This window comes from Sinorhizobium sp. Y406 (assembly GCF_058732025.1).
Genome location: NZ_CM178975.1, coordinates 898,494 through 918,991, shown reverse-complemented (window position 1 = coordinate 918,991; position 20,498 = coordinate 898,494). Strand labels below are relative to the sequence as shown.

The window sequence follows — 20,498 nt, the reverse complement described above, 5'->3', positions numbered from 1 at the left end:
CGATGAGGTTCAAGACGCGCAGCCGCACTCGTGAGACGCTGCTTCGCCTTGCGGCCCATGGGACGATTCTCGTCGCGCTGATCCTCACGCTTTTCCCCGTCTATTGGATCGCCGCGAACTCGTTCAAATTCGACATCGACATCTTCGCCGTGCCGCCCGAATGGGTGCCGCGCAACCCGACGCTGAAGCATTACGAACAGGCCTTCATCGAGCGCCCGTTCCTGCGCTATGCGCTGAACAGCTTCCTCGTCGCGGTGGGGACGACCGCAATCGCCGTGGTCTTCGGCACTATGGCGGGCTACGCGCTGGCGCGGTTCACCTATCCTTGGCAATGGCGCAAACATGTCTCCTTCTGGATCCTGTCGACGCGCATGATGCCGCCGATCGTCAGCATCATTCCGCTCTACCTTTTCTTCAACTACTTCGACATGCTCAACACGAAGGCGGCGCTGATCATCGCCTATACGGCCTTCAACCTGCCCTTTGCGACCTGGATGATGAAGAGCTATTTCCAGGACCTTCCGGTCGAGCTCGAAGAGGCGGCGATCGTCGACGGCGATACGCGCTGGGGCGCGTTCCTGCACGTGGCCCTGCCGCTCGCGCGGCCCGGCCTCGCGGCAACCGCCATCTTCTGCCTGATCATCTCCTGGAACGAATTCCTGCTGGCACTGGTCATCACGCTCACCGAGCAGTCGCAGACGCTGCCGATCGGCATTGCCGGACGTGTGACGCAATACACGACCTACTGGGGCGAGATCAGCGCCGCCGGTTTCATGGCCTGCGTGCCGATCGTCATTTTCGCCTTCATCGTCCAGAAACATCTCGTCCGGGGTCTTTCCCTCGGCGCCGTCAAGGGTTGAGACTGATGGCCTCCGTCAGGTTCGAGAACGTGACCAAGAAATTCGGCGACTTTGTCGCCGTCGCCAATTTCAACCTTGAAATCAAGGACAAGGAGTTCCTCGTTCTGCTCGGGCCGTCCGGCTGCGGCAAGACGACGACGATGCGGATGGTGGCTGGTCTCGAAGAGCCGACATCGGGCGACATCTACATCGACTCCGACCGCATCAACGACGTGCTGCCGAAGTACCGCGACGTCGCAATGGTCTTTCAGTCCTATGCGCTCTACCCGCACCTGACGGTCGAGGACAATATCGGCTATCCATTGAAGATTCGCAAAGTGCCACCCGACATGTACAAGCGCCGCATTGCCGAAGTGGCGCGCCGCGTCGAGCTTGATACCATGCTGAAACGCCTGCCCAAGGAACTCTCCGGCGGCCAACGCCAGCGTGTGGCGCTCGCTCGCGCCATCGTGCGCACGCCGCGCGTCTTCCTGATGGACGAGCCACTCTCCAACCTCGACGCAAAGCTGCGCACGCAGATGCGCGCGGAACTGAAGCACCTTCAGCACGAATTGCAGGTGACGACGATCTATGTGACGCACGACCAGATTGAGGCGATGACGCTTGCCCACCGCGTCGCGGTCATGAACAGGGGCGTCATCGAACAGCTTGGGACGCCGAGGGATATCTATAGCAATCCGCGAACGCTGTTTGTCGCCGGCTTCATCGGGTCGCCGGCGATGAACCTCATCCCCGGGGAGATGAGGGGCGGTGTTTTCGCGAGCGCCGGCTTGAAGGTTGGAGGGGCCGGCCGCATCGATCTCCATCGTGCGGTGCTGGGCGTGCGTCCCGAAGACATCCAGGTGACGAGCGCCGGGGCCCCGGACGCCAATCTCGTCGCGCCGATCTATTCGGTGGAACTCACCGGCGAGAACACGCTGGTCAGTCTGCAGCTTGGCGGCGAGCTCATCACCCTGCGCGCCGACAAGAATTTCCCCGGTCAGATCGACCAGCCCGTCGGCGTCAAGATCGCCGCGGATCGTATGTTCCTGTTCGATGCGGAGACGGAGCGGCGTGTGGACTTTCAGCCAGATCGCTAAGGTGTCGGATGCGAATTGGTTTCGCGCGGCGGCTGTAGATGCCCCCCTTTGCCTCGCCCGGCAGGGCAGAGGGGGGTGCAAGTGGAGACGCGGCTTTCGACGACATTGGATATGGCGTGATCCGTTCGGATGCCGACTGACCGCCGCGAACGCGGCAGTCATTTTGTTCATGGCGTCCGGCGCAGTTGCCGGAGACCTCGGCCCGATCGCCGGTAACCCGCTGGTTGAAGTTCCGGCCGGCCCTTTCGTTTTCGGTCGTGACGACGGCCCGGAGAATGAGAGCCCGCGCCGGCTGATCGAGGGGCAGGCCTTCGCCATCAACCGCACCGAGATTACCAATCGGCAATATGAGCGCTTCGTTGCGGCGACCGGACATCGTCGTGCCTTCTACGCCGATCATCCGCTGCTGGGTATCGCCGATCGGCCGGTTGTCGGAGTCAGTTGGAGCGACGCCGACGCATTTTGCCAGCACTACGGCCTGGTTCTGCCATCCGAGCAGCAATACGAGCGGGCTGCGCGCGGCACGAAGGGGAGAGTCTTTCCCTGGGGCGAAGCACCGCCTGACAAGATGCGCGCGAATGCCGGCAGTGATGTCTGTTGCACCGGCGACGATCGCGACGGCTACCTGATGACCGCACCGGCGGACGCATTTGCCGCAGGCGCCAGCGAGGAGGGCGCACTCAACCTCGTCGGCAATGTCTGGGAATGGACGGGCGATGCCTACCGGCCCTATGAGGGGACATCCGTCGCCGGCGACGAGCGCCATCGCGTACTTCGCGGCGGCGCCTGGAACAGCGATCCGAACCACCTCACGACCACCTATCGGCTCGCATACGATCCCGACTTCCGTTTTGCAGCCAATGGCGGTTTCCGATGCGTGCGTTCCTCGCCCTGATCGCTGCTGCCTGGCTGTTCTTTCCGGTGAATGCGCCTGCCGGACCGTCGGCGGCGGCCGGCCATCGGCTTGAGACAGTCCACTTACCGGGCGCAGCTCTTGGCGGCCTCGAGCGCGATGGCGATGCGCTGCTCGTGACGGATCTCGCGAGCGGCCGCCTGCTTCGTCGGGGCTCGGGAGGCGGCTTCGTCGCCTTCGGTCCGGTATTCCCGCACGGGCTCGACGTGATCGGCGACCCGACCGGACCCTATCGCGTCCTGCGCCATCGCGGCGCGTTCGTGATTGCCCAGGGGTGGACACCGGTCAATTCCAACGAGGGCCCCCTGGATCACAGTCTGATTTATCTAGACGCGGCCGGAAAGACGCGAGTCATCAGCAATGAATTCTGGAATCCCTTCGATTTCGTCACGGCAGAGAGTGGCTTCTATGTGGTCGATGCGGCTCGCAACAGCGTCGACTATGTCGGGCCCGACGGCGCGAAGAAAACAGTTGTGACTTTCCGCCGACTGGCTCGAGGGGCGAGCGCAATGGAGAGCCTATCGCCGACGGAGTTCCGGGCAGGTGGCGAGTACGAGATCGATGCCGTGCCGACCGGCATTGCCCTTCGCGACGGACGCCTCTATGTCGCGCTCTTCGGCGGCTTCCCGTTTTTGCCGGGTGCCGGAAGGATCGTCTCGTTTCCAATTTCGGGCGAAGACCCCGAAGTGAGGCTCGAGGCCGACGATCTCAATGCTCCCGTCGCGATTGCCTTCGACCGCGCCGGGGCGATGCTGGTGCTCGAACACGGAAACTATGACCAGGAAGAGGGATTCCGAAGGGGGAGCGGCCGATTGCTCATGCTCGACAGGAAGACGGGCGAAAGGAGCGCTCTCGTTGAAGGGCTGACACGACCGGTCTCCGTCCTCCCATGGGATGCGGGCGAGGTCGTGATCTCCGATCTCTCCGGCAATCTTCATTTCCTCCTTCGTGAATAGGCATCACACGCCTGGTCGTACAGAAAGACGGCGCCATATTCTTAACGTCACGAAAACGTCGGAAAACAGGAGAAGCGGCATGCGCATTGAACCGGTGTTCCTGTTCGATCTGGACGGCACGCTCGTCGACAGCGTTTATCAACACGTGCTCGCCTGGAAAGAGGCGCTCGACGATGAAGGCATCGATCTTTCCGTCTGGCGAATCCATCGCAAGATCGGCATGAGCGGCGGCCTCTTCACCAACCAGTTGCTGCGGGAAACGAACGTGGAGTTCAGCGAGGAGCGCGTGGCGCGGCTGCGCCAGCGCCATGCCGAGGCTTACAAGCGGCAGGCGGACCGCATTCGGCCGCTGCCCGGCGCGCGCGAACTGCTGGCCTGGCTCACCGATGCGAAGATATCCTGGGCCATCGCGACCAGTGGTCGCCTGGAGACCGCCGCCGTCAATCTCCTGGCCCTTGGCGTCGATCCGGCGGCGGTCCCGGTGGTCACGAGGGATCTCGTCAAATATGCCAAGCCTGATCCGGACCTCTTTCTCGCCGCTGCAGAGCAACTCGGCGCGCCGATAGAAACGGCGGTGGTGGTCGGCGACAGCATTTGGGACATGCTTGCGGCGGTGCGCTGCCGGGCGCTCGGTGTGGGGCTGTTAAGTGGCGGCTACGGTCGTGATGAACTCAGGGACGCCGGCGCCTACCGCATTTTTGAAGATCCCGCCGACATGCTTCTTCATATCGATGAACTCGGCGGGAGACGTTGATCGCGGCAGATGTCCAGACTCGCGGCGGCGATCCACCAATCAGTGTTTGGTGGCGTCTTCCTGAAGCGCCTCTTCGTGATACCAGCAGCCATCAACTGCCACGCATACGTCCGACGGAATAGCATCCATCTTTCCCTTGGGCTCCAAGCGACGCTCATCGAGCTGTCGGGATACTCTCTTCGGAAACTGCAGGATCGTCGCGGATTTGCCGTATAAACTCGTGGCCATGCTCTGGTCTCCCGTGAGTCCTGTCGAGAAAGATAGTCTGTCGCACAACAAATTGCACATGATTTGCGCGCAATGCCGAAAAAATATTCAATCTGATGCCAGAATTGAGAGCACTCCTGGTTGTTTGCCATTGTGGCGCAAGCTCGCAGTGTCTTTTTTAGGCAATCGATTCCATTTGATGCATTTGTGGGCATGGCGATGGGCCGTTTCTCGGCGGCTGGCGTGTAATCCTTCAGGAAAATCAACGCCGTGACAGGATGCCGTGGCCAGGGAGCCGGGCGGATTCCAGCACCTATGGTCGCCCGGAAGGCCCGGCAAACCGGCGTGAATCCGGTTCGAAACCGCCTATTTGGCGAGAAAATGTCCAGTCGGGCCGCGAATTGGCACGCTTGATGCTTAGAGAGGATCGATCCCTGGCGGTCGAGCTGCGCATGCGCGTCGAGGCCGCTTCAGGATTTGCTCACCCTCGAAGCACCACGTTAGAGAGATTCGCTAATGACCAAGTATAAGCTCGAGTACATCTGGCTCGATGGCTACACGCCCGTACCAAATCTCCGCGGCAAGACGCAGATCAAGGAATTCGACGCGTTTCCGACGCTCGAACAGCTTCCGCTCTGGGGCTTCGACGGGAGCTCGACGATGCAGGCCGAGGGCCGTAGCTCCGACTGCGTCCTGAAGCCCGTTGCCGTTTATCCGGACCCGGTCCGCACCAACGGGGTACTGGTCATGTGCGAAGTCATGATGCCGGACGGCAAGACGCCGCATCCGTCGAACAGCCGCGCCACGATCATCGATGACGAAGGCGCCTGGTTCGGCTTCGAGCAGGAATACTTCTTCTACAAGAACGGCCGTCCGCTCGGCTTTCCGGAGCAGGGATATCCGGCACCGCAGGGCCCCTACTATACGGGCGTCGGCTACAAGAACGTCGGCGACGTCGCGCGCCAGATCGTCGAAGAGCATCTCGACATCTGCCTTGCCGCCGGCATCAACCATGAAGGCATCAACGCCGAAGTGGCCAAGGGCCAGTGGGAATTCCAGGTCTTCGGCAAGGGCTCCAAGAAGGCGGCCGACGAGGTCTGGATGGCGCGCTACCTGTTGCAGCGCCTGACGGAAAAATACGGCGTCGACGTCGAATATCACTGCAAGCCGCTCGGTGACACGGACTGGAACGGCTCGGGTATGCATTGCAACTTCTCGACCGCCTTCATGCGTGAAGTCGGCGGCAAGGACTATTTCGAAGCGCTGATGGCCGCCTTCGAAGAGAACCTGCAGGAACACATCGAGGTCTACGGTCCGGACAACCACATGCGCCTGACCGGCAAGCATGAAACGGCACCGTGGAACAAGTTCAGCTACGGCGTTGCCGATCGCGGCGCATCGATCCGCGTTCCGCACAGCTTCGTCAACAACGGCTATCGCGGCTACCTCGAAGACCGTCGTCCGAACTCCCAGGGCGACCCCTACCAGATCGCTTCCCGCGTTCTGAAGACGATCGCCAGCGTTCCGGTGGAAGTATCCAAGGTCGCCTAGCGCATTGGCCCGAAAATCGTACCCGATTTTCGGAAAGCTCGATGCGCAGATTCAAAGCGTTACAGCGACCTTTGCGCGTCTGAAAAGACGCGCGGCGCTGTAGGTCCTAATCCTCCCAGGATGTTTCATGGCGTCGGCCTCGCAGCCGGCGCCATGATTCTTTTTCAGGCACACCGTTGCGCAAGGATCCAGTCGACGGCGACGGAAATATCGCGCACGACGGCGGTCGGCGATGGCTCGAAACGCGTTTCGTCACCCACCCGATACTTGCCCGTGCGCACCAGGAGCGCCTGTCCCAGACCGGCTCCGAGCGCGCCGGCGACATCGGTCTCTGCATCGTCGCCGACCATGACGGCATGCTCCGCCGGACAGGGGATGGTGGCGAGCGCAGAACGGAAGAATTCGGGCGCAGGTTTGCCGAGCACGAAAGCCGTTGTCTGGCTTGCATATTCAAGCGCCGCGACGAACGGGCCCGCATCGAGGCTTAATTCTCCGTCTCTGTCCTTGAAGGCGCGGTTCGGCGCGAGCGCCAGCAATTCGGCGCCGCCGATCAGTTGCCGGAACGCCTCGTTCAGCAACCGGTAGTCGAAGGCGTCGCCCGCGTCGCCGACGACTACGGCCTTTCGGTCGGCCGCCGGAACGTCGCGGAAATCGGACTTGAGATCCGGGTGAACGAGAAGGTGCGGCGATCGGCGGTGATCACGAAGCCAGTTGCACGCCGCCTCGGCGGGCGTGAACAACTCGTCGCTCGAAACGGGAAGCCCAAGGCTTGCGAGCCGTTCGAGAACCGCATGCTTTGTCGAGCGGGTGGTGTTGCTGACGAAACGGAGTGGGAGACCGGAGGCGCGCAGGCGGGAAACGGCAGCCGCCGCCCCGGAAACGGCCCTGTTGCCATCATAGACGACCCCGGCAAGGTCCAGAAGCACAGCATTGATCATCTGGCGATGATCGCACTCGGGTGCTGCGGGTCAAGCCTCGCAGACGGAGCATGTCAAGCGATCTATGGGAGGAGAACCGGCTGCCACCTGGCTACGAGTCGCCGCTGGTTTATGGACGTCGGCTTAACGATGCGGCAACTCAAGGACAGTGATCTTTGCGCGTCTGATACAATTGGCGGCTTTTCGCCGCGCGATTTCGTGCGTTCTCAGCCCCGGCGGGTATCCGGGAAGCTTGCCGGGTCGATGCCGAGCGTGCGGAGATCCCGTGCATGCGGGCGGCGGTTGCCCTCGACAGCGGCGGCGGCTGCGGTTGCTGCGCTCAGCACGGCGAAGGCGCGGCCAATGAAACCCATGCGGTTCTTGCTCATCTCTTTGCTCACTTTCATTGCTTTGAAGAATTGAAGATGGGCGTCCCGTGCGTCTTTTGCAACGCACAAAACCTCAGCTCAGCCATGCAATGCAAGCAGGCCCGGCCGGGTTTGCCGGCCGGGCCTGCACATCGCTGAGAGCGTGGATCAGTCTTCGCTGGCGGCGAGTTGCGTCAGTACGTCCCCGCGCCCGCGCGCCCGCATGATCAACGGCACGATGAAGGCGAGCGCAGCAATCCCCAGCAGCACCGCCGCGATCGGCGAGGTAAAGAGCACGGTGACATCCCCCTGGCTGATCGACAGCGCACGGCGCAATTGCTGCTCGGCGAGCGGCCCGAGGATCAAACCGACGACCACAGGTGCGATCGGATAGCCGAAGATGCGCATGAGGTAGCCGAGCAGGCCGAAGGCGAGCAGCATGCCGAGTTCGAAGACCGAGGGGTTGGCGCCGATGGTGCCGAGCGTCGCGAACAAGAGGATACCGGCGTAGAGCCACGGCTTGGGGATCGTCAAGAGCCGTACCCAAAGGCCGATCAGCGGCAGGTTGAGGACCAGCAGCATGAAGTTGGCGATGAGCAGGCTGGCAATGAGGCCCCAAACCAGTTGCGGATTGGTGGCAAAGAGCAGCGGCCCCGGCTGAAGACCGAATTGCTGAAAGCCGGCCAGCATGATCGCGGCGGTCGCCGTGGTCGGGAGCCCGAGCGTCAGGAGCGGCACCAGCGTGCCGGCGGCCGAAGCGTTGTTTGCCGCTTCGGGCCCGGCGACGCCCTCGATCGCGCCATTGCCGAATTCCTCCGGGTGCCTGGTCAGGCGCTTTTCGGCCGCATAGGAAAGGAACGTGCCGATTTCGGCGCCGCCCGCCGGCATCGCGCCGATGGGAAAACCTATGCAGGTGCCGCGTAGCCACGGCTTCCAGGAACGCGCCCAGTCCGAGGCATTCATCCAGACCGATCCGCGGACCGCCTCGACCTTATCGGGGCCGCGGTCGCCCTGGGCGGCGATGAAGAGGCTTTCGCCGATCGCGAACATGGCAACGGCGAGCGTCGTCACTTCGATGCCGTCGAGCAGGTCCGGCACGCCGAAGGAAAGACGCGCCTGTCCGGTCAACTGGTCGATGCCTATGATGGCGAGGGTGAGGCCGACGAAAAGCGAGGTGAGCCCGCGCAATGCCGAATCTCCAAAGGCCGAGGACACCGTGACGAAGGCGAGGACCATCAGCGCGAAATATTCGCGGGGGCCGAAGACGAGCGCCAGTTTGACGATATAGGGGGCAATGAAGGCGAGCCCCAGCGTGGCGATCAGGCCCGCCACGAAGGACCCGATTGCGGCCGTCGCAAGGGCAGGTCCGCCGCGTCCGGCGCGGGCCATCTTGTTGCCCTCGAGCGCCGTCACGATCGAAGCGCTCTCGCCTGGCGTGTTGAGCAGGATCGAGGTGGTCGATCCACCGTACATGCCGCCATAATAGATCCCGGCAAACATGATCAGCGAGCCGGCGGGATCAAGCTGATAGGTGACCGGCAACAGCAGCGCGACCGTGAGTGCCGGGCCGATGCCCGGCAGCACGCCGACGGCGGTGCCGAGCGTAACGCCGATCAGCGCGTAGAGCAGGTTCATCGGCTGGGCAGCGACCAGCAGACCCTGCAACAGGAAATCAAAAGTACCCATGGGCGTCGGCCTTCTTTAGAAGAACAGGCGTTCAAGCGGCCCTGCCGGCAGCGACAGTTTCAGAAGCTTGGCGAAGATCACCCAGACGACGAAGCTGAAGGCAATGCCGATCGGCACCGACAGCCACAGCTTGCGCTTGCCGAAGCCGCGCGCCGCAAGCGCGAAAAGCATTCCCGTGGCGATTGAAAACCCGAGCGTGTTCAGGAGCAACATTTGCGCCGCAAGCCCGCCGACGATCCAGGCGACCGGGCCGAGGTCCTGGTGGTCGCGTTCGGGGAAATCGCCCCTCAGCGCTTCGATCGCGGTCCAAACCGCCAGTACGAGGAGACAGAGGGCGATCGCATAGGGCACCGTGGTCGGGCCGATTTGGGAATAGCCGGCGAGACCTGTCAGGCGGGACACGTCCCAAAAGATGATGCCCGCAATGACCGCCAGCACGACGGCGATGGTGAGCGCCGCCCAATCAGGGCGGCGCGTCTGGGACGAAGGGTGATCTCCCTGACTCATTTTACCAGTCCGATATCCTTCAGCACGGCTTCCGTGGCGGCAGTGTCCTTGGCGAGCTGTTCCTTGAAGGCGTCACCGGCGAGATAGGTGTCCTGCCAGCCTTTGGTCTTCAGGACCTCCTGCCAGGCGGCGGATTTGGCGACCTTCTCGATATCGGCCGTAATGGCGGCTTCCTGCTCCTCTGTGAGACCGGGGGCGGCGGCGATCATACGCCAGTTCTCGACAACCACGTCGAGACCGGATTCCTTCAGCGTCGGAGCATCGACGCCTTCGATGCGCTCGGGGCTGGAGACGGCAAGCAGCCGCAGGGCACCGGCCTTGATCTGCGATTCGAATTCACCATAGCCGGAGATGCCGGCGGTCACCTGGCTCCCGAGGATCGCTGCCAGCGCTTCGCCGCCTCCGGAATAGGCGATATAATTGATCTTCGTCGGATCGACACCGGCAGCCTTGGCGATCAGCCCCACCGCGATGTGATCGGTGCCACCGGCCGAACCGCCGGCCCAGGAGACCGCGCCCGGATCTTTCTTGAGCGCCTCGACGAGATCAGCCATCGTCTGGATTTCGGACGAGGCCGGAACGACGATCGCCTCGTATTCGCCGGTCAGGCGCGCGATCGGCGTTACGTCCTTGAGGGTCACCGGCGAATTGTTGGTCAGAATTGCGCCCACCATGACGTATCCGCCAACGAGCAGCGCATTCGGGTCGCCCTTCTGCTGGCTCGCAAACTGGGCGAGGCCGATGGTGCCGCCAGCGCCCGGCACGTTCTGTACCTGCACATTGCCGGATACGCCTTCTTGCTGCATCACGGTCTGCAGCGAACGGGCCGTTTGGTCCCAGCCGCCGCCGGGATTTGCCGGCGCAATGATCGTGTAGTCGGCTGCGTAGACCGGCAGCGCGAGGGCGCCGGCGAGAATGGATGCCAGGAAAAAGTGCTTCAAGGTCGGTCCTCCTCCATGTGCGCGGTTCGTCCCACGCGTTGATCGTCATTGCGAACGGGAGGAACGGATGGCCGATATCACCGGCAGCCTCTGAGCGGAATGGCGCCTTCCTCCCGATATTCCGCTGGCAATCCGCCTCCACGGATCGCCAGCGATTCAGCCCGTTTAAGAGGCCGACAATAACCTGACATCAACTCGGCATCGCGTAAATGGTTTGTTTCGACTGGCGAAATATCACAACAGCTGCGGCCGCTGCGTTTCGAAGCGGAAAGCCGTTCCACTGATAACGTTGGGAGGAGATAAATCGCCCATCACTCTGAAGGCAGCGCAATAAAAATGCCGGGATGAATTTCTTCATCCCGGCCAGGCACTGCGCTGGGAGAGCAGAAAAGCGCTTACGCCTTCTTGCGGCCTTTCTGGCGATAGACGTCGGCAACGACTGCAGCGACGATGATCATCCCCTTGACGATCTCCTGGTAGTAGGCGTCGACCCTGAGGAAAGTGAAGCCGGAAGTCATCACGCCGAGGATGACGGTGCCGATGACCGTGCCGGTGACGCGGCCGACGCCGCCGGTCAGCGAGGTACCGCCAATGACGGTCGCGGCGATCGCGTCGAGTTCGTACATGACGCCCATGCCGGCCTGTGCGGTTTGGGCGCGGGCGGCCGTGACGACGCCTGCGAGGCCCGCCAGCATGCCGGCAATCGCATAGACCTTGACCAGGTGTGCCTCGACATTGATGCCCGAGACGCGCGCCGCCTGGACGTTGGCGCCGATCGCATAGGTGAACTTGCCGTAGCGGGTATAGCGCAGCGCTATGTGGAAGATGAAGGCGACGACGAGGAAGACCACGACCGGCCAGATGCCCGTACCGATGAAGTTGAACTGCTCGGTGAGGCCGGAAACCGGCTGGCCCTTGGTGTACCACTTGGAGATACCGCGCGCCGACACCATCATCCCGAGCGTGGCGATGAACGGCGGAATCTTGGTCCTCGCGATCAGGCTTCCATTGATGAAGCCGGCCACCAGACCGATCCCGACGCCGAGGCCGATCGGCACGATCGCCGGCAGGTCGGTGAGCGACGGATAGAGGGCTCGCGGCCAGGTGGATGCCTGCGCAACGCTCGCCGAAAACATCGCCGTCATGCCCACGACAGAGCCGGAAGACAGATCGATGCCGCCGGTGATGATAACCTGCGTGACGCCGACGGCAATGATGCCGATCACCGACACCTGCAGGATCATGATCGTCAGGCGCTGCGAATTCATCAGGAAGCTCTGGCCGACGAATATCCAGCCGAGAATTTCATAGACAAACGCGATCCCGATCAGCACCAGGAAGATATTGAACTCGGGGGGCATGCGCCGTCGCGTTCCGGCGAGCGGCGAAGTTGTCCCCTGTGCGGCAATATTGGTGTCCATCTTTCGTTCCTCCCTGCGGTCGGCAGCGCGCTTAACGCGCGGCAAGTTCCATGACCTTGATTTGGGTGGCTTCCGCCCTGTCGAGAAAGCCCGTGACCCGGCCTTCATGCATCACCATGATCCGGTCGCTCATACCGAGCACCTCCGGCATTTCCGACGAGATCATGATGACGGCGACGCCGTTGCGGGCGAGTTCGGTGACGAGCCGGTGGATTTCGGCCTTAGCCCCGACGTCGATACCGCGCGTCGGCTCATCGAGGATGAGAATGCGCGGATTGGTGAGCAGCCAGCGGCCGATCAGCACCTTCTGCTGATTGCCGCCCGAAAGGTTTTCGATGCGCTCGTGCAGGTTGGGCGTCTTGACGCGCAGCTTGCGGCTCATGTCATCGCAGGCGGCCGTAACCTCCTTTTCGCTGACGAAGCCACCCTTGACGAACCTGTCCTGCAGCACGGCGATCTGCATATTCTCGAGAATGTCGAGGATGAGAAGGCAACCCGTGTCCTTGCGGTCCTCGGTCAGGAAGGCCATGCGGTTGCGGATCGCCGTGTTGGGGGTGCCAATGACAATTTCCTTGCCGTCGATGGAGATCGTGCCGGAGCTTGCCGGGGTTACGCCGAACAGCGTTTCGGCGACGTTCGAGCGGCCCGAGCCGACGAGGCCGGCAAGCCCGAGGATTTCACCGGCCCGCACGTCGAAGGAGACGTCATGGAAGACGCCGTCGAGGGTGAGGTTCTTGACCGACAGCACGACATCGCCGATCGGCACGTCCTCCTTCGGGAACATCTGGGTGATCTCGCGGCCGACCATCATGCGGATGATGTCGTCGCGGGTCACCTCGCTCGATGCGTGGGTGCCGATAAATTTGCCGTCTCGGAAAACCGAGAACTCGTCGGCGATCTCGAACAGCTCGTTCATCTTGTGGGTGATGTAGACGATGCCGATGCCCTGCGAGCGAAGGTCGCGGATGATCTCGAAGAGATGCGCGACTTCGCGCTCGGTCAACGCCGAGGTCGGCTCGTCCATGATCAGGACGTCGGATTCATAGGAGACCGCCTTGGCGATTTCCACCATCTGCCGGTTGGCGACGGAAAGGTGGCGAACTTCGATGTCGGGGTCTAGATGAATCTTGAGGCGCTCGAAGAGCTTCGCCGTCATCCGGCGCATCTCGCGGTGGTCGACGAAACCGAAGCGGTTCTTGGGTTCGCGGCGGATCCAGATGTTCTCGGCGACCGTCATGAAGGGCATCAGGTTCAGTTCCTGATGGATCATGGCGATGCCGTTCTCAAGGGCGTCGAGGGGCGACTTCAATTGGATGTCGACGCCCCTGAGCTTCACGGACCCCTTGTCCGGGTGGTAGATGCCGGCGAGAATTTTCATCAGCGTCGATTTGCCGGCGCCATTCTCGCCCATCAGCGCGTGCACGGTGCCGCGCTTCAGCTTGAACTCCACGTCGTCGAGCGCGACAACGCCGGGGAATTCCTTGCGGACGCCTTCCGCAGCCAGCAAATAGTCGGCATTGGGTATGGCACCGCTGGCGCGCACGGCTGCCATCGTCGTGGGACTGAGCGTCATCTCATTGCCTCCCATTTTCCGGTTTCGACCGGACCGTCCTCGGGGCGGGCGGAAGTGCCTTCTAATGGGCTCTTTCAGAGCCTCGGCCGGGACTTGTTTCTAGGGGGAGCGCGGCGCGGCCGCGCTCCCGGAAGAACGATCAGTTCTTTGCCTGGTAGTCGGCGAGGTTGTCCTTGTTCACGAGTTCGAAGGGAATGTAGACCTTCTTGTCGATTGACTCGCCCTTGGCGAGCTTGAGGGCGGCATCGACCGAACCCTTGCCCTGACCGGCGGCGTTCTGGAACACGGTCACGTCGAGGTCGCCGGCAGCCAGGGCGGCGAGCGCATCCTGCGTGGCATCGATGCCGGCAATGACGACCGAGTCCATCGAGCGGCCGGAGGCCTTCAGGGCCTGGATGGCGCCGATGGCCATTTCGTCGTTGTTGGCAATAACGGCGTCAAATTCGATACCGGCCGAAAGCCAGTTGGTCATGAGGTCGGAGCCCTGGGTACGGGACCAGTTCGCGGTCTGCTCCTCGACGATCTCAATGCCCTTGCAGGAATCGGTCTCGATGACATCATGGATATCCTTGGTGCGCATGCGGGCCGCCTGGTTGGACAGTTCGCCCATCATCACCACGGCCTTGCCCTTGCCGCCGAGCAGCTTGCAGACTTCTTGCGTCTGAAGCGTACCGGATTCCCGTTCGTCGGAAGCGACGAAGGCCTGCTTTTCCGGCAGCGTGTCGATGTTCACCGGCTCGCGGTTGACATAGACCAGCGGAATGCCGGCGTCTTCGGCGATCTTCGACATGGCGGCGGTGGCGTCGGTGTCGACCGGATTGACGATGATGGCGTCGACGCCGGCAGCGATGAAGTTCTGGATCTGGCTCTGCTGCTTGGCGACGTCGTTTTGAGCGTCTTCGACCTGCAATTCGACGCCGTCGATCGTCTTGGCATAGTCCTGCATGCCGTTCCGCAGAACCGTCAGGAAGTTGTCATCGAAGAGGGCCATCGAAACGCCGATGGTTTCCGCATGCGCGGCCGTCGACATCATGACGGCCATTGCGGTGCCCAGGATAAACTTCTTCATGCTCTTCTCCTCCACATTCGGTGCCGGCGACACCTTTCTCTCGTTGGCCGGAAATTCGATCCATTCAGATCAAACTCATCCCACCCGGAAGCAGTGTTCCACTTCACTTCATTCCCGGCGAAAACGGAATAAACAAACTAGTTGTCTACCATTACGGAATATGTATTCCATTTTATCCGAGCGTCGTCAAGTCCGTCTTGCAACGCCCGGATCGATTTCCGCTCTCGACCTCGCGCGTGGCAATCAGGCCTGCGACTGCAGATAAGTCATGCTCTCGCGTATGGCCTTCGCCGGGTCGCCGAGGTCATGCACCGAGGGAGCGAAGGGTTCGAAGGAAAAGGGCCCTGCATAACCCTCTGCGCGGAGCCGCCGGATCTGGCCCGCATTGTCCAGCCGGTCCGCCGCGTCGACCAGCTCCCGGTGCGGATCGCGCATATCGGCGACGGCAACGGCACCGTCCGCTACGCCGGAGATGTGCACCAGACCCGTCAATTCCGGGAAGACGGCGTCTTCGCCGGCAAGGTGGTGATGGAAAGTGTCGTGCACGAGGCGGAAGGTCGATCCGCCGATCTCGCGAATTGCTTCGGCCGCTTCTGTTTTCGAGCGCAGTGAGCAGATTTCGAAGCCGAGCGGCTCGACGAGACCAATGATTCCGGCCTGATCGAGAAGCGGCTTGAGGGCTTTGAGCGCCGTCCTGAGATTTGCCTGGCGCTCGCCCTCCGCCCGGCCGCTGCCATCATTGACCGGGACCAGCACCAGCGCCTCGGCGCCGCAATCGTGGGCATAGGCGATGAGCTCGCGCGCCTCGGCTTCACGCGCCGCGTTCCACTCGTTGAAGCGCTGCAGGGCGTTGATCGAGATGATCTTCACGCCGTGCTTCTCGGCGAGCGCCTTTACCGCCCCCGGCTTCGTTCCGTCGAGAATAGCGTTGCCGGCAAGGTCGTTGCGAATCTCCACGGCCGAAACTCCGAGCGTTTTCGCCAGTTCGAAAAAGGCGCCGAGCGGCAGTTTCGGCGCCGTCATATGGTTGAGCGCGAAGGCAAGGGCGGTCATGATGATTGTTTCCTCCAGGAATGTTTCGATTGGCTGCCGGGATTGATCGGAACATTCGTTCCATTTTGAGAAATGGCACAATTGCCATTCGAGCGCGGGCAGTCAAAGCCGCACGCGGTCGGCGGCCTCGCATTTCTGCGAGATAATGTTTCCGCGATGATGGTATTCTCTCATTGCACGGGCGACCGCGATGGCGAGCGGCAAGCGCAGCGCCGATCGAGGCGCTTCACCCCTGCTTGGGCAAGCCGTTCGCCTCGGCGACGAAGTCCGACAGCATCGGCACATAGTCTTCGCCTCGTCCGGCGCCGACCGCCTGGGCAAATGAGTTGCGCACGGCAGCACCGATCGGGTTCGCTGCGCCGCAGGCATTGGCGAAGCCCGAGAGATAGCTCATGTCCTTGAAGCCGTTGCGGATCGCGAATTTATGCGCGTTCGGATCGCGCTCGAGCACCCAGCGGAAAAAAGTCTGGTAGAAGGGGCAGTCCATGCGCCCGCCGCGAATGACGCTGTCGAAGATTTGCGGCGTCAGCCCCGCCTTGCGGCCGAGCATCAGCGCCTCCGAATAGAGCGCGGCATAGCCCATCGACAGGAAGTTGTTGAGGAGCTTCATCGTATGGCCGGTGCCGGTCGGGCCCGTATGGACAATGCGGCCGGCAAAACATTCGAGCACCGGCCGAACGCGGCGCAGGTCCTCCTCCGCACCGCCGACCATGACGTCGAGCGTGCCGGCGGCCGCGTCCGCCGGTGTTCGGCTGAGCGGCGCATCGATGAGCGTGATGTTCTTGCGGGAGAGATCCGCGGCAAGCTTCATGGTGACGGACGGATCGGAGGTCGAGCAATCAACAATGGTGACCGCCCGCGCAGCGGCCGCAATGCCATCCGCACCTTCGATGACCGCAAGCACTTCCGGCGAACCGGTGACGCAAAGCACGATGATGTCGCAGCCCTGCGCCATCTCGCGCGGCGTCTTAACCTCGCTCGCGCCATCCGCGACAAGTGCTTCGACCGGCGCCCGGTTGCGGTGCGCCATGACCGAGAGCGACCAACCCTTCTTCAGGATGTTGGCTGCCATGCCCTGGCCCATGAGCCCGAGCCCGATGAAACCCACAGTCGCTTTCGTCATCGTGTGCCTCCCTGTCGCTCTCTTCCTATGGTGCACGATTGGCGCGGGATCGCCAGACCCAAATAGTGGCCGGTCCAAATCGAGGTCGATTTCTGCGGCATGCGGTAGGCCTAACTCCGCAGCGTGATCGAGACCGGCGCGTGGTCGCTGGCGTTCTCGCGGCCGCGGACAGCCCGGTCGATGCCGGCGGCGGTAAGCCGGCGCGTGAGCTTGCGGCTCAGGAGGATATGGTCGAGGCGAAGGCCTGCGTTGCGCTGCCAGCGGTTGCGGCGATAGTCCCAGAAGGTGAAGAGCTCGTCCTGCGGATTAAGTTTCCGCAGCGCATCGAGCCAGCCCTGGTCTAGCAATGCCCGGAAGGCTGCACGGCTTTCTGGTTGCACGAGGGCATTGTCGTCGTAGGAGCGAGTCGGGTAGATGTCGCGCGGCTCTGGAACGATATTGTAGTCGCCGGCGAGCACGACCGGCAGGCCGGCTTCGAAGAGCGTTGCCGCATGACGGGCGAAACGCGCATGCCAGGATAGTTTGTAGTCGAATTTTGGTCCCGGCTGCGGATTGCCGTTCGGAGCGTAGAGCGAGGCGACCAGGATTCCGTTGACGGCCGCCTCGATATAGCGGCTCTGGCTGTCGGACGGGTCACCGGGCAATTCGGCACGCGTCAGAATCGGTTCGGCGTCCCGGGCGAGGATCGCGACACCGTTCCAGGCCGACTGGCCGCGCCAGACGGCGCCGTAGCCGGCGCTTTCGATCACTGATCTCGGGAATTGTTCGTCCGTCGCCTTCAGTTCCTGCAGGCAAACAACGTCCGGCTCGGCTTCCGCCAGCCAGGCGAGGAGATTTTCGAGCCGCTTGTTCACACCATTGATGTTGAAGGTGGCGAGCTTCATAACGGGCCGGCTCAGCGGACGAGCGTGCCGACCCAGCCGGCGACCGCTTCGGCGACGTTCTTCAGGTGATCGGCGGTCGAGAAGCCGGATATGCGCTTGCGCGGTTTGAGGTCGTGGTCGCCGTCCTCCAGCCAGAGGATATCGATCCGGTCGGAGAGTGTGTAGCCCTCTACTTCTTGCCTTGTGCCGAACTCGTCACGGGTTCCCTGACAGATCAGCGTCGGCGTCTCAAGGTTGACGAGGTGCCGTGTCCGGAGCTGCTCCGGCTTTCCCGGCGGATGGAAAGGATAGCCGAGGCAGAGCAGACCGACGATATTTCCCTCGGCGTAGAGGTCGTCGGCGACCATGCTGGCGACGCGCCCGCCCATCGATTTGCCGCCGATGACGAGAGGGCCCGTGGCGGTGAGCGCGGCCACGGCGGCCTCATATTCCGGCTTCAATGTCTCGGCGCGCGGCGGGGGCTTGCGTCCGTCGGTCGTCCGGCGCGCCGCCATGTATCCGAATTCGAAGCGGGCGACGCGGAAGCCCGCGCCGGCAAGCGCCAGGGCGGTGGCCGTCATGGAAGCCGAATCCATCGGCGCGCCGGCGCCATGGGCGAGAAGGATGGTGGCGGGCGCATCCTCGGGACCGTCGAACAGGAAATTCAAGCCCATCTCAGCCAACCGTTTTCGACCTCAGATGAAGGTTCACGAAGTGCACGCCACGCTCGGCCGTTCGGGCCCATTCGGAGTCCCTGTCGAGTTCCAGATAGCGGATCCACCAGCGCCGTGCTTCGCCGAGATCGCCGGCATCGAATTCGAGCTTTGCCAGATTGAAGACCGCGTCCGCATACTCGCCGTCGAGCGCGATCGCCTTTGTCAGGTGCCGGCGAGCGGCGTTGACGTGGCCTCGTGTCCCCACGAGCCCGGCAAGGTTGAACCAGGCCTCGGCAAAAGCGGGATCCAGCTTGAGCGCCCGGACATAATCATGCACAGCCTCCGTTTCGCGGCCGGCCGCTCTCAGGCAATTGGCGCGGTTGAAGGCGGCGACGGAATCCGTGCGATCGATGGCGAGGTAGCGCCGGTAGATCGCCGCCGCCTCGTCGTAGTCGCCCGCCTCTTCGGCCGCTTCGGCTTCGGCAAAAAGCTCTTCGAGCGCCAGTTCGTCCGGGGCATCGAGGTCAAGCAGCAATTGCCCGTCGAGCTCGCTCAAGCCCTCGGCGCGACGCGCGTAGATCGCATCGCTGCCTTTGTGGTGAAGCGAGAGCGCAGTCAGAGATGCGATTTGCCCGGAACGGTGCACGGAGCGGACGATTGCGCTCCACCCGGCACCGCTCGCGACCAGCCCGGCATATTTGCGGGCAAGGATCAGGTCGCGGAATGAATAGGGCTCGCTGTCGTGCTCGAAGGCGTCGAACAGCGAGAGGAGGTGGAAGAGGCGCGGCGGCAGGCTCGACTGATCGATCAGCGATTGCCGCGTCAGCGCCGATGTTTCCGTCGCCGTCGCCAGGCCGAGAAGCCGCAGCAAGCCGTTCTCGCTGAGGAGGCGCCGGCTCTCTCCGGCTTCGCGTTCGACACGCGCCTGAATGTCCGCTTCCGTTGCCTTTGCCAGCAGACCGCGGCCAAAGACCACGCAAGCCGTCTGACGCGTGACTCCGCGCCGTAGATGCCCGCCTTGCCGCTCGACCTCTTTCGCGAGCAGCCGTCGTGGGAATGAGGAAATCGCGCCGACTGTGCCGAATATCTGGCCTGCGACCACCATCAGACTTTCTTCTTGGCGGCGGGCTTTGACACGGTCCGCCGGGTCGGCGCAGGCTTAGCGGCCTGTGGGGAGGCCGGCTCAGCTTTGGCCTTGCTCTTGCTCGGGGCGGGCGGTTTCGCCTGCGAGAGGCTCGCCTTCAGCGCGTCCATGAGATTGATGACGTTGCCGCGTTCGGGCGCGGCCGCGATGATCGGCTTGTGGCCCTTGAGCTTCTCGCGGATCATCTTCATCAGCGCCACCTCATAACGATCTTCGTAGTTCTTCGGATCGAAAACCGTGGCTTTCTGCTTGATGAGCGCCTCTGCAAGCTCGAGCATTTCCGGATCGGGATTGCCGACGGGGATGTTGCCGAAGTAATCGGCCGTGCCGCGTACCTCATTCGGGTTGCGCAGGGTGCAGACGAACATGCCGGTCTCGCGCGGACCGATGGTGACGACGCGCTCGCGGCTCGAGAGCACGAGGCGTGCTATTGCGAGCTTGCCGGTCCTGCGCAGCGCCTCGCGCAGAACAATGAAGGTCTCCTCCGCCATTGCCCCGTCCGGGGCCAGGTAATAAGGCGCGTCGCGGTAGATGACGTCCACGGTCTCTTCCTCGACGAAGGCCTCGATATTCATCGTGTGGTTGGATTCGATTTTGACGCTTTCCAGGTCGGAATCCTCGATGATGATGTATTTCTTGTCCTCGTATTCGTAGCCCTTGACGAGATCGGAGCGCTCGACGAGTCCCAGTTCCGGATCGACCGGTTTCATATTGATCCGGTTGTGCGTGTCTTTGTGCAATTGATTGAAGGCGATGCGATCGCTCGTCGAAGTGGCCGGGTAAAGCCGTACGGGACAGCTTACGAGGCTCAGTCTCAGATAGCCTTTCCAACTTGCCCTGGGTGCCATGATGGTCTC

21 protein-coding genes are annotated in these 20,498 nt (G+C 62.5%); 6 read left to right on the top strand and 15 right to left on the bottom strand.

Annotated features, from left to right (window positions below; genetic code table 11):
* Positions 1 to 2 precede the first annotated feature (2 nt).
* The 5 genes from AC4P1R_RS21185 (at position 3) to AC4P1R_RS21165 (ending at position 4,562) form a co-directional block, all read left to right on the top strand.
* Entirely contained in the window at positions 3 to 860 is an 858-nt protein-coding gene (locus AC4P1R_RS21185) for a carbohydrate ABC transporter permease (RefSeq protein WP_492178675.1), read from the top strand.
* Positions 861 to 865: 5 nt separating this feature from the next.
* On the top strand, positions 866 to 1,939 hold the full coding sequence (locus AC4P1R_RS21180; protein ID WP_151612133.1) for an ABC transporter ATP-binding protein: 1,074 nt from the start codon (positions 866 to 868) through the stop codon (positions 1,937 to 1,939).
* Positions 1,940 to 2,108: 169 nt separating this feature from the next.
* The gene (locus tag AC4P1R_RS21175) at positions 2,109 to 2,834 is read left to right on the top strand and encodes a formylglycine-generating enzyme family protein (RefSeq protein ID WP_192803833.1); all 726 of its coding nucleotides are present in this window, start codon (positions 2,109 to 2,111) and stop codon (positions 2,832 to 2,834) included.
* Complete coding sequence (locus AC4P1R_RS21170; protein WP_151612129.1) at positions 2,813 to 3,808, top strand: ScyD/ScyE family protein; 996 nt, start codon at positions 2,813 to 2,815, stop codon at positions 3,806 to 3,808. The genes AC4P1R_RS21175 and AC4P1R_RS21170 overlap by 22 nt, the downstream gene beginning before the upstream one ends.
* A 79-nt stretch (positions 3,809 to 3,887) precedes the next feature.
* Positions 3,888 to 4,562: an HAD family hydrolase gene (locus AC4P1R_RS21165; RefSeq protein WP_069461080.1), complete on the top strand. Its 675-nt coding sequence runs from the start codon at positions 3,888 to 3,890 to the stop codon at positions 4,560 to 4,562.
* 39 nt (positions 4,563 to 4,601) lie between these two features.
* On the opposite strand, the gene AC4P1R_RS21160 is transcribed toward AC4P1R_RS21165, so the two are convergent.
* Entirely contained in the window at positions 4,602 to 4,790 is a 189-nt protein-coding gene (locus AC4P1R_RS21160) for a DUF2735 domain-containing protein (RefSeq protein ID WP_069461081.1), read from the bottom strand.
* A 495-nt stretch (positions 4,791 to 5,285) separates the two neighbouring features.
* On the opposite strand from AC4P1R_RS21160, the gene AC4P1R_RS21155 reads away from it, so the two are divergent.
* Positions 5,286 to 6,320, top strand: coding sequence for a glutamine synthetase beta-grasp domain-containing protein (locus AC4P1R_RS21155; RefSeq protein WP_151612128.1), 1,035 nt, complete (start codon positions 5,286 to 5,288; stop codon positions 6,318 to 6,320).
* Positions 6,321 to 6,484: 164 nt separating this feature from the next.
* On the opposite strand, the gene AC4P1R_RS21150 is transcribed toward AC4P1R_RS21155, so the two are convergent.
* The 14 genes from AC4P1R_RS21150 to ku all read right to left on the bottom strand — a co-directional run bounded on the left by AC4P1R_RS21150 (position 6,485) and on the right by ku (position 20,489).
* The gene (locus AC4P1R_RS21150) at positions 6,485 to 7,258 is read right to left on the bottom strand and encodes a TIGR01458 family HAD-type hydrolase (protein WP_069461083.1); all 774 of its coding nucleotides are present in this window, start codon (positions 7,256 to 7,258) and stop codon (positions 6,485 to 6,487) included.
* Between the two features lie 206 nt (positions 7,259 to 7,464).
* Positions 7,465 to 7,626, bottom strand: a complete 162-nt coding sequence (locus tag AC4P1R_RS21145) for a hypothetical protein (RefSeq protein ID WP_151612124.1) — start codon at positions 7,624 to 7,626, stop codon at positions 7,465 to 7,467.
* Between the two features lie 147 nt (positions 7,627 to 7,773).
* The gene (locus AC4P1R_RS21140; RefSeq protein WP_151612122.1) at positions 7,774 to 9,291 is read right to left on the bottom strand and encodes a tripartite tricarboxylate transporter permease; all 1,518 of its coding nucleotides are present in this window, start codon (positions 9,289 to 9,291) and stop codon (positions 7,774 to 7,776) included.
* Positions 9,292 to 9,306: 15 nt separating this feature from the next.
* A complete protein-coding gene (locus AC4P1R_RS21135; protein ID WP_151612120.1) occupies positions 9,307 to 9,798 on the bottom strand; it encodes a tripartite tricarboxylate transporter TctB family protein in 492 nt (163 codons plus the stop codon).
* Positions 9,795 to 10,739: a Bug family tripartite tricarboxylate transporter substrate binding protein gene (locus AC4P1R_RS21130; protein ID WP_151612118.1), complete on the bottom strand. Its 945-nt coding sequence runs from the start codon at positions 10,737 to 10,739 to the stop codon at positions 9,795 to 9,797. Before AC4P1R_RS21130 ends, AC4P1R_RS21135 begins: the two co-directional genes overlap by 4 nt.
* A 395-nt stretch (positions 10,740 to 11,134) precedes the next feature.
* Positions 11,135 to 12,160: an ABC transporter permease gene (locus AC4P1R_RS21125; RefSeq protein ID WP_151612116.1), complete on the bottom strand. Its 1,026-nt coding sequence runs from the start codon at positions 12,158 to 12,160 to the stop codon at positions 11,135 to 11,137.
* 31 nt (positions 12,161 to 12,191) lie between these two features.
* Positions 12,192 to 13,733, bottom strand: a complete 1,542-nt coding sequence (locus AC4P1R_RS21120; protein ID WP_151612115.1) for a sugar ABC transporter ATP-binding protein — start codon at positions 13,731 to 13,733, stop codon at positions 12,192 to 12,194.
* Positions 13,734 to 13,872: 139 nt separating this feature from the next.
* Entirely contained in the window at positions 13,873 to 14,802 is a 930-nt protein-coding gene (locus AC4P1R_RS21115; protein ID WP_492178672.1) for a sugar ABC transporter substrate-binding protein, read from the bottom strand.
* Positions 14,803 to 15,045: 243 nt separating this feature from the next.
* Positions 15,046 to 15,855 (bottom strand): TIM barrel protein, encoded by an 810-nt coding sequence (locus AC4P1R_RS21110; RefSeq protein WP_492178671.1) that lies wholly within the window; start codon positions 15,853 to 15,855, stop codon positions 15,046 to 15,048.
* 226 nt (positions 15,856 to 16,081) lie between these two features.
* Positions 16,082 to 17,014 carry an NAD(P)-dependent oxidoreductase gene (locus AC4P1R_RS21105; RefSeq protein ID WP_492178669.1) on the bottom strand — a complete coding sequence of 311 codons (933 nt, stop codon included), beginning with the start codon at positions 17,012 to 17,014 and terminating at the stop codon, positions 16,082 to 16,084.
* 74 nt (positions 17,015 to 17,088) lie between these two features.
* A complete protein-coding gene (gene xth / locus AC4P1R_RS21100; RefSeq protein ID WP_069461091.1) occupies positions 17,089 to 17,862 on the bottom strand; it encodes an exodeoxyribonuclease III in 774 nt (257 codons plus the stop codon).
* 11 nt (positions 17,863 to 17,873) lie between these two features.
* Positions 17,874 to 18,515: an alpha/beta hydrolase family protein gene (locus AC4P1R_RS21095; RefSeq protein WP_492178668.1), complete on the bottom strand. Its 642-nt coding sequence runs from the start codon at positions 18,513 to 18,515 to the stop codon at positions 17,874 to 17,876.
* 1 nt (position 18,516) lies between these two features.
* Positions 18,517 to 19,602, bottom strand: coding sequence for a tetratricopeptide repeat protein (locus tag AC4P1R_RS21090; protein ID WP_492178666.1), 1,086 nt, complete (start codon positions 19,600 to 19,602; stop codon positions 18,517 to 18,519).
* Positions 19,602 to 20,489 carry a non-homologous end joining protein Ku gene (gene ku / locus AC4P1R_RS21085; protein WP_069461094.1) on the bottom strand — a complete coding sequence of 296 codons (888 nt, stop codon included), beginning with the start codon at positions 20,487 to 20,489 and terminating at the stop codon, positions 19,602 to 19,604. Before ku ends, AC4P1R_RS21090 begins: the two co-directional genes overlap by 1 nt.
* Between the last annotated feature and the right edge of the window lie 9 nt (positions 20,490 to 20,498).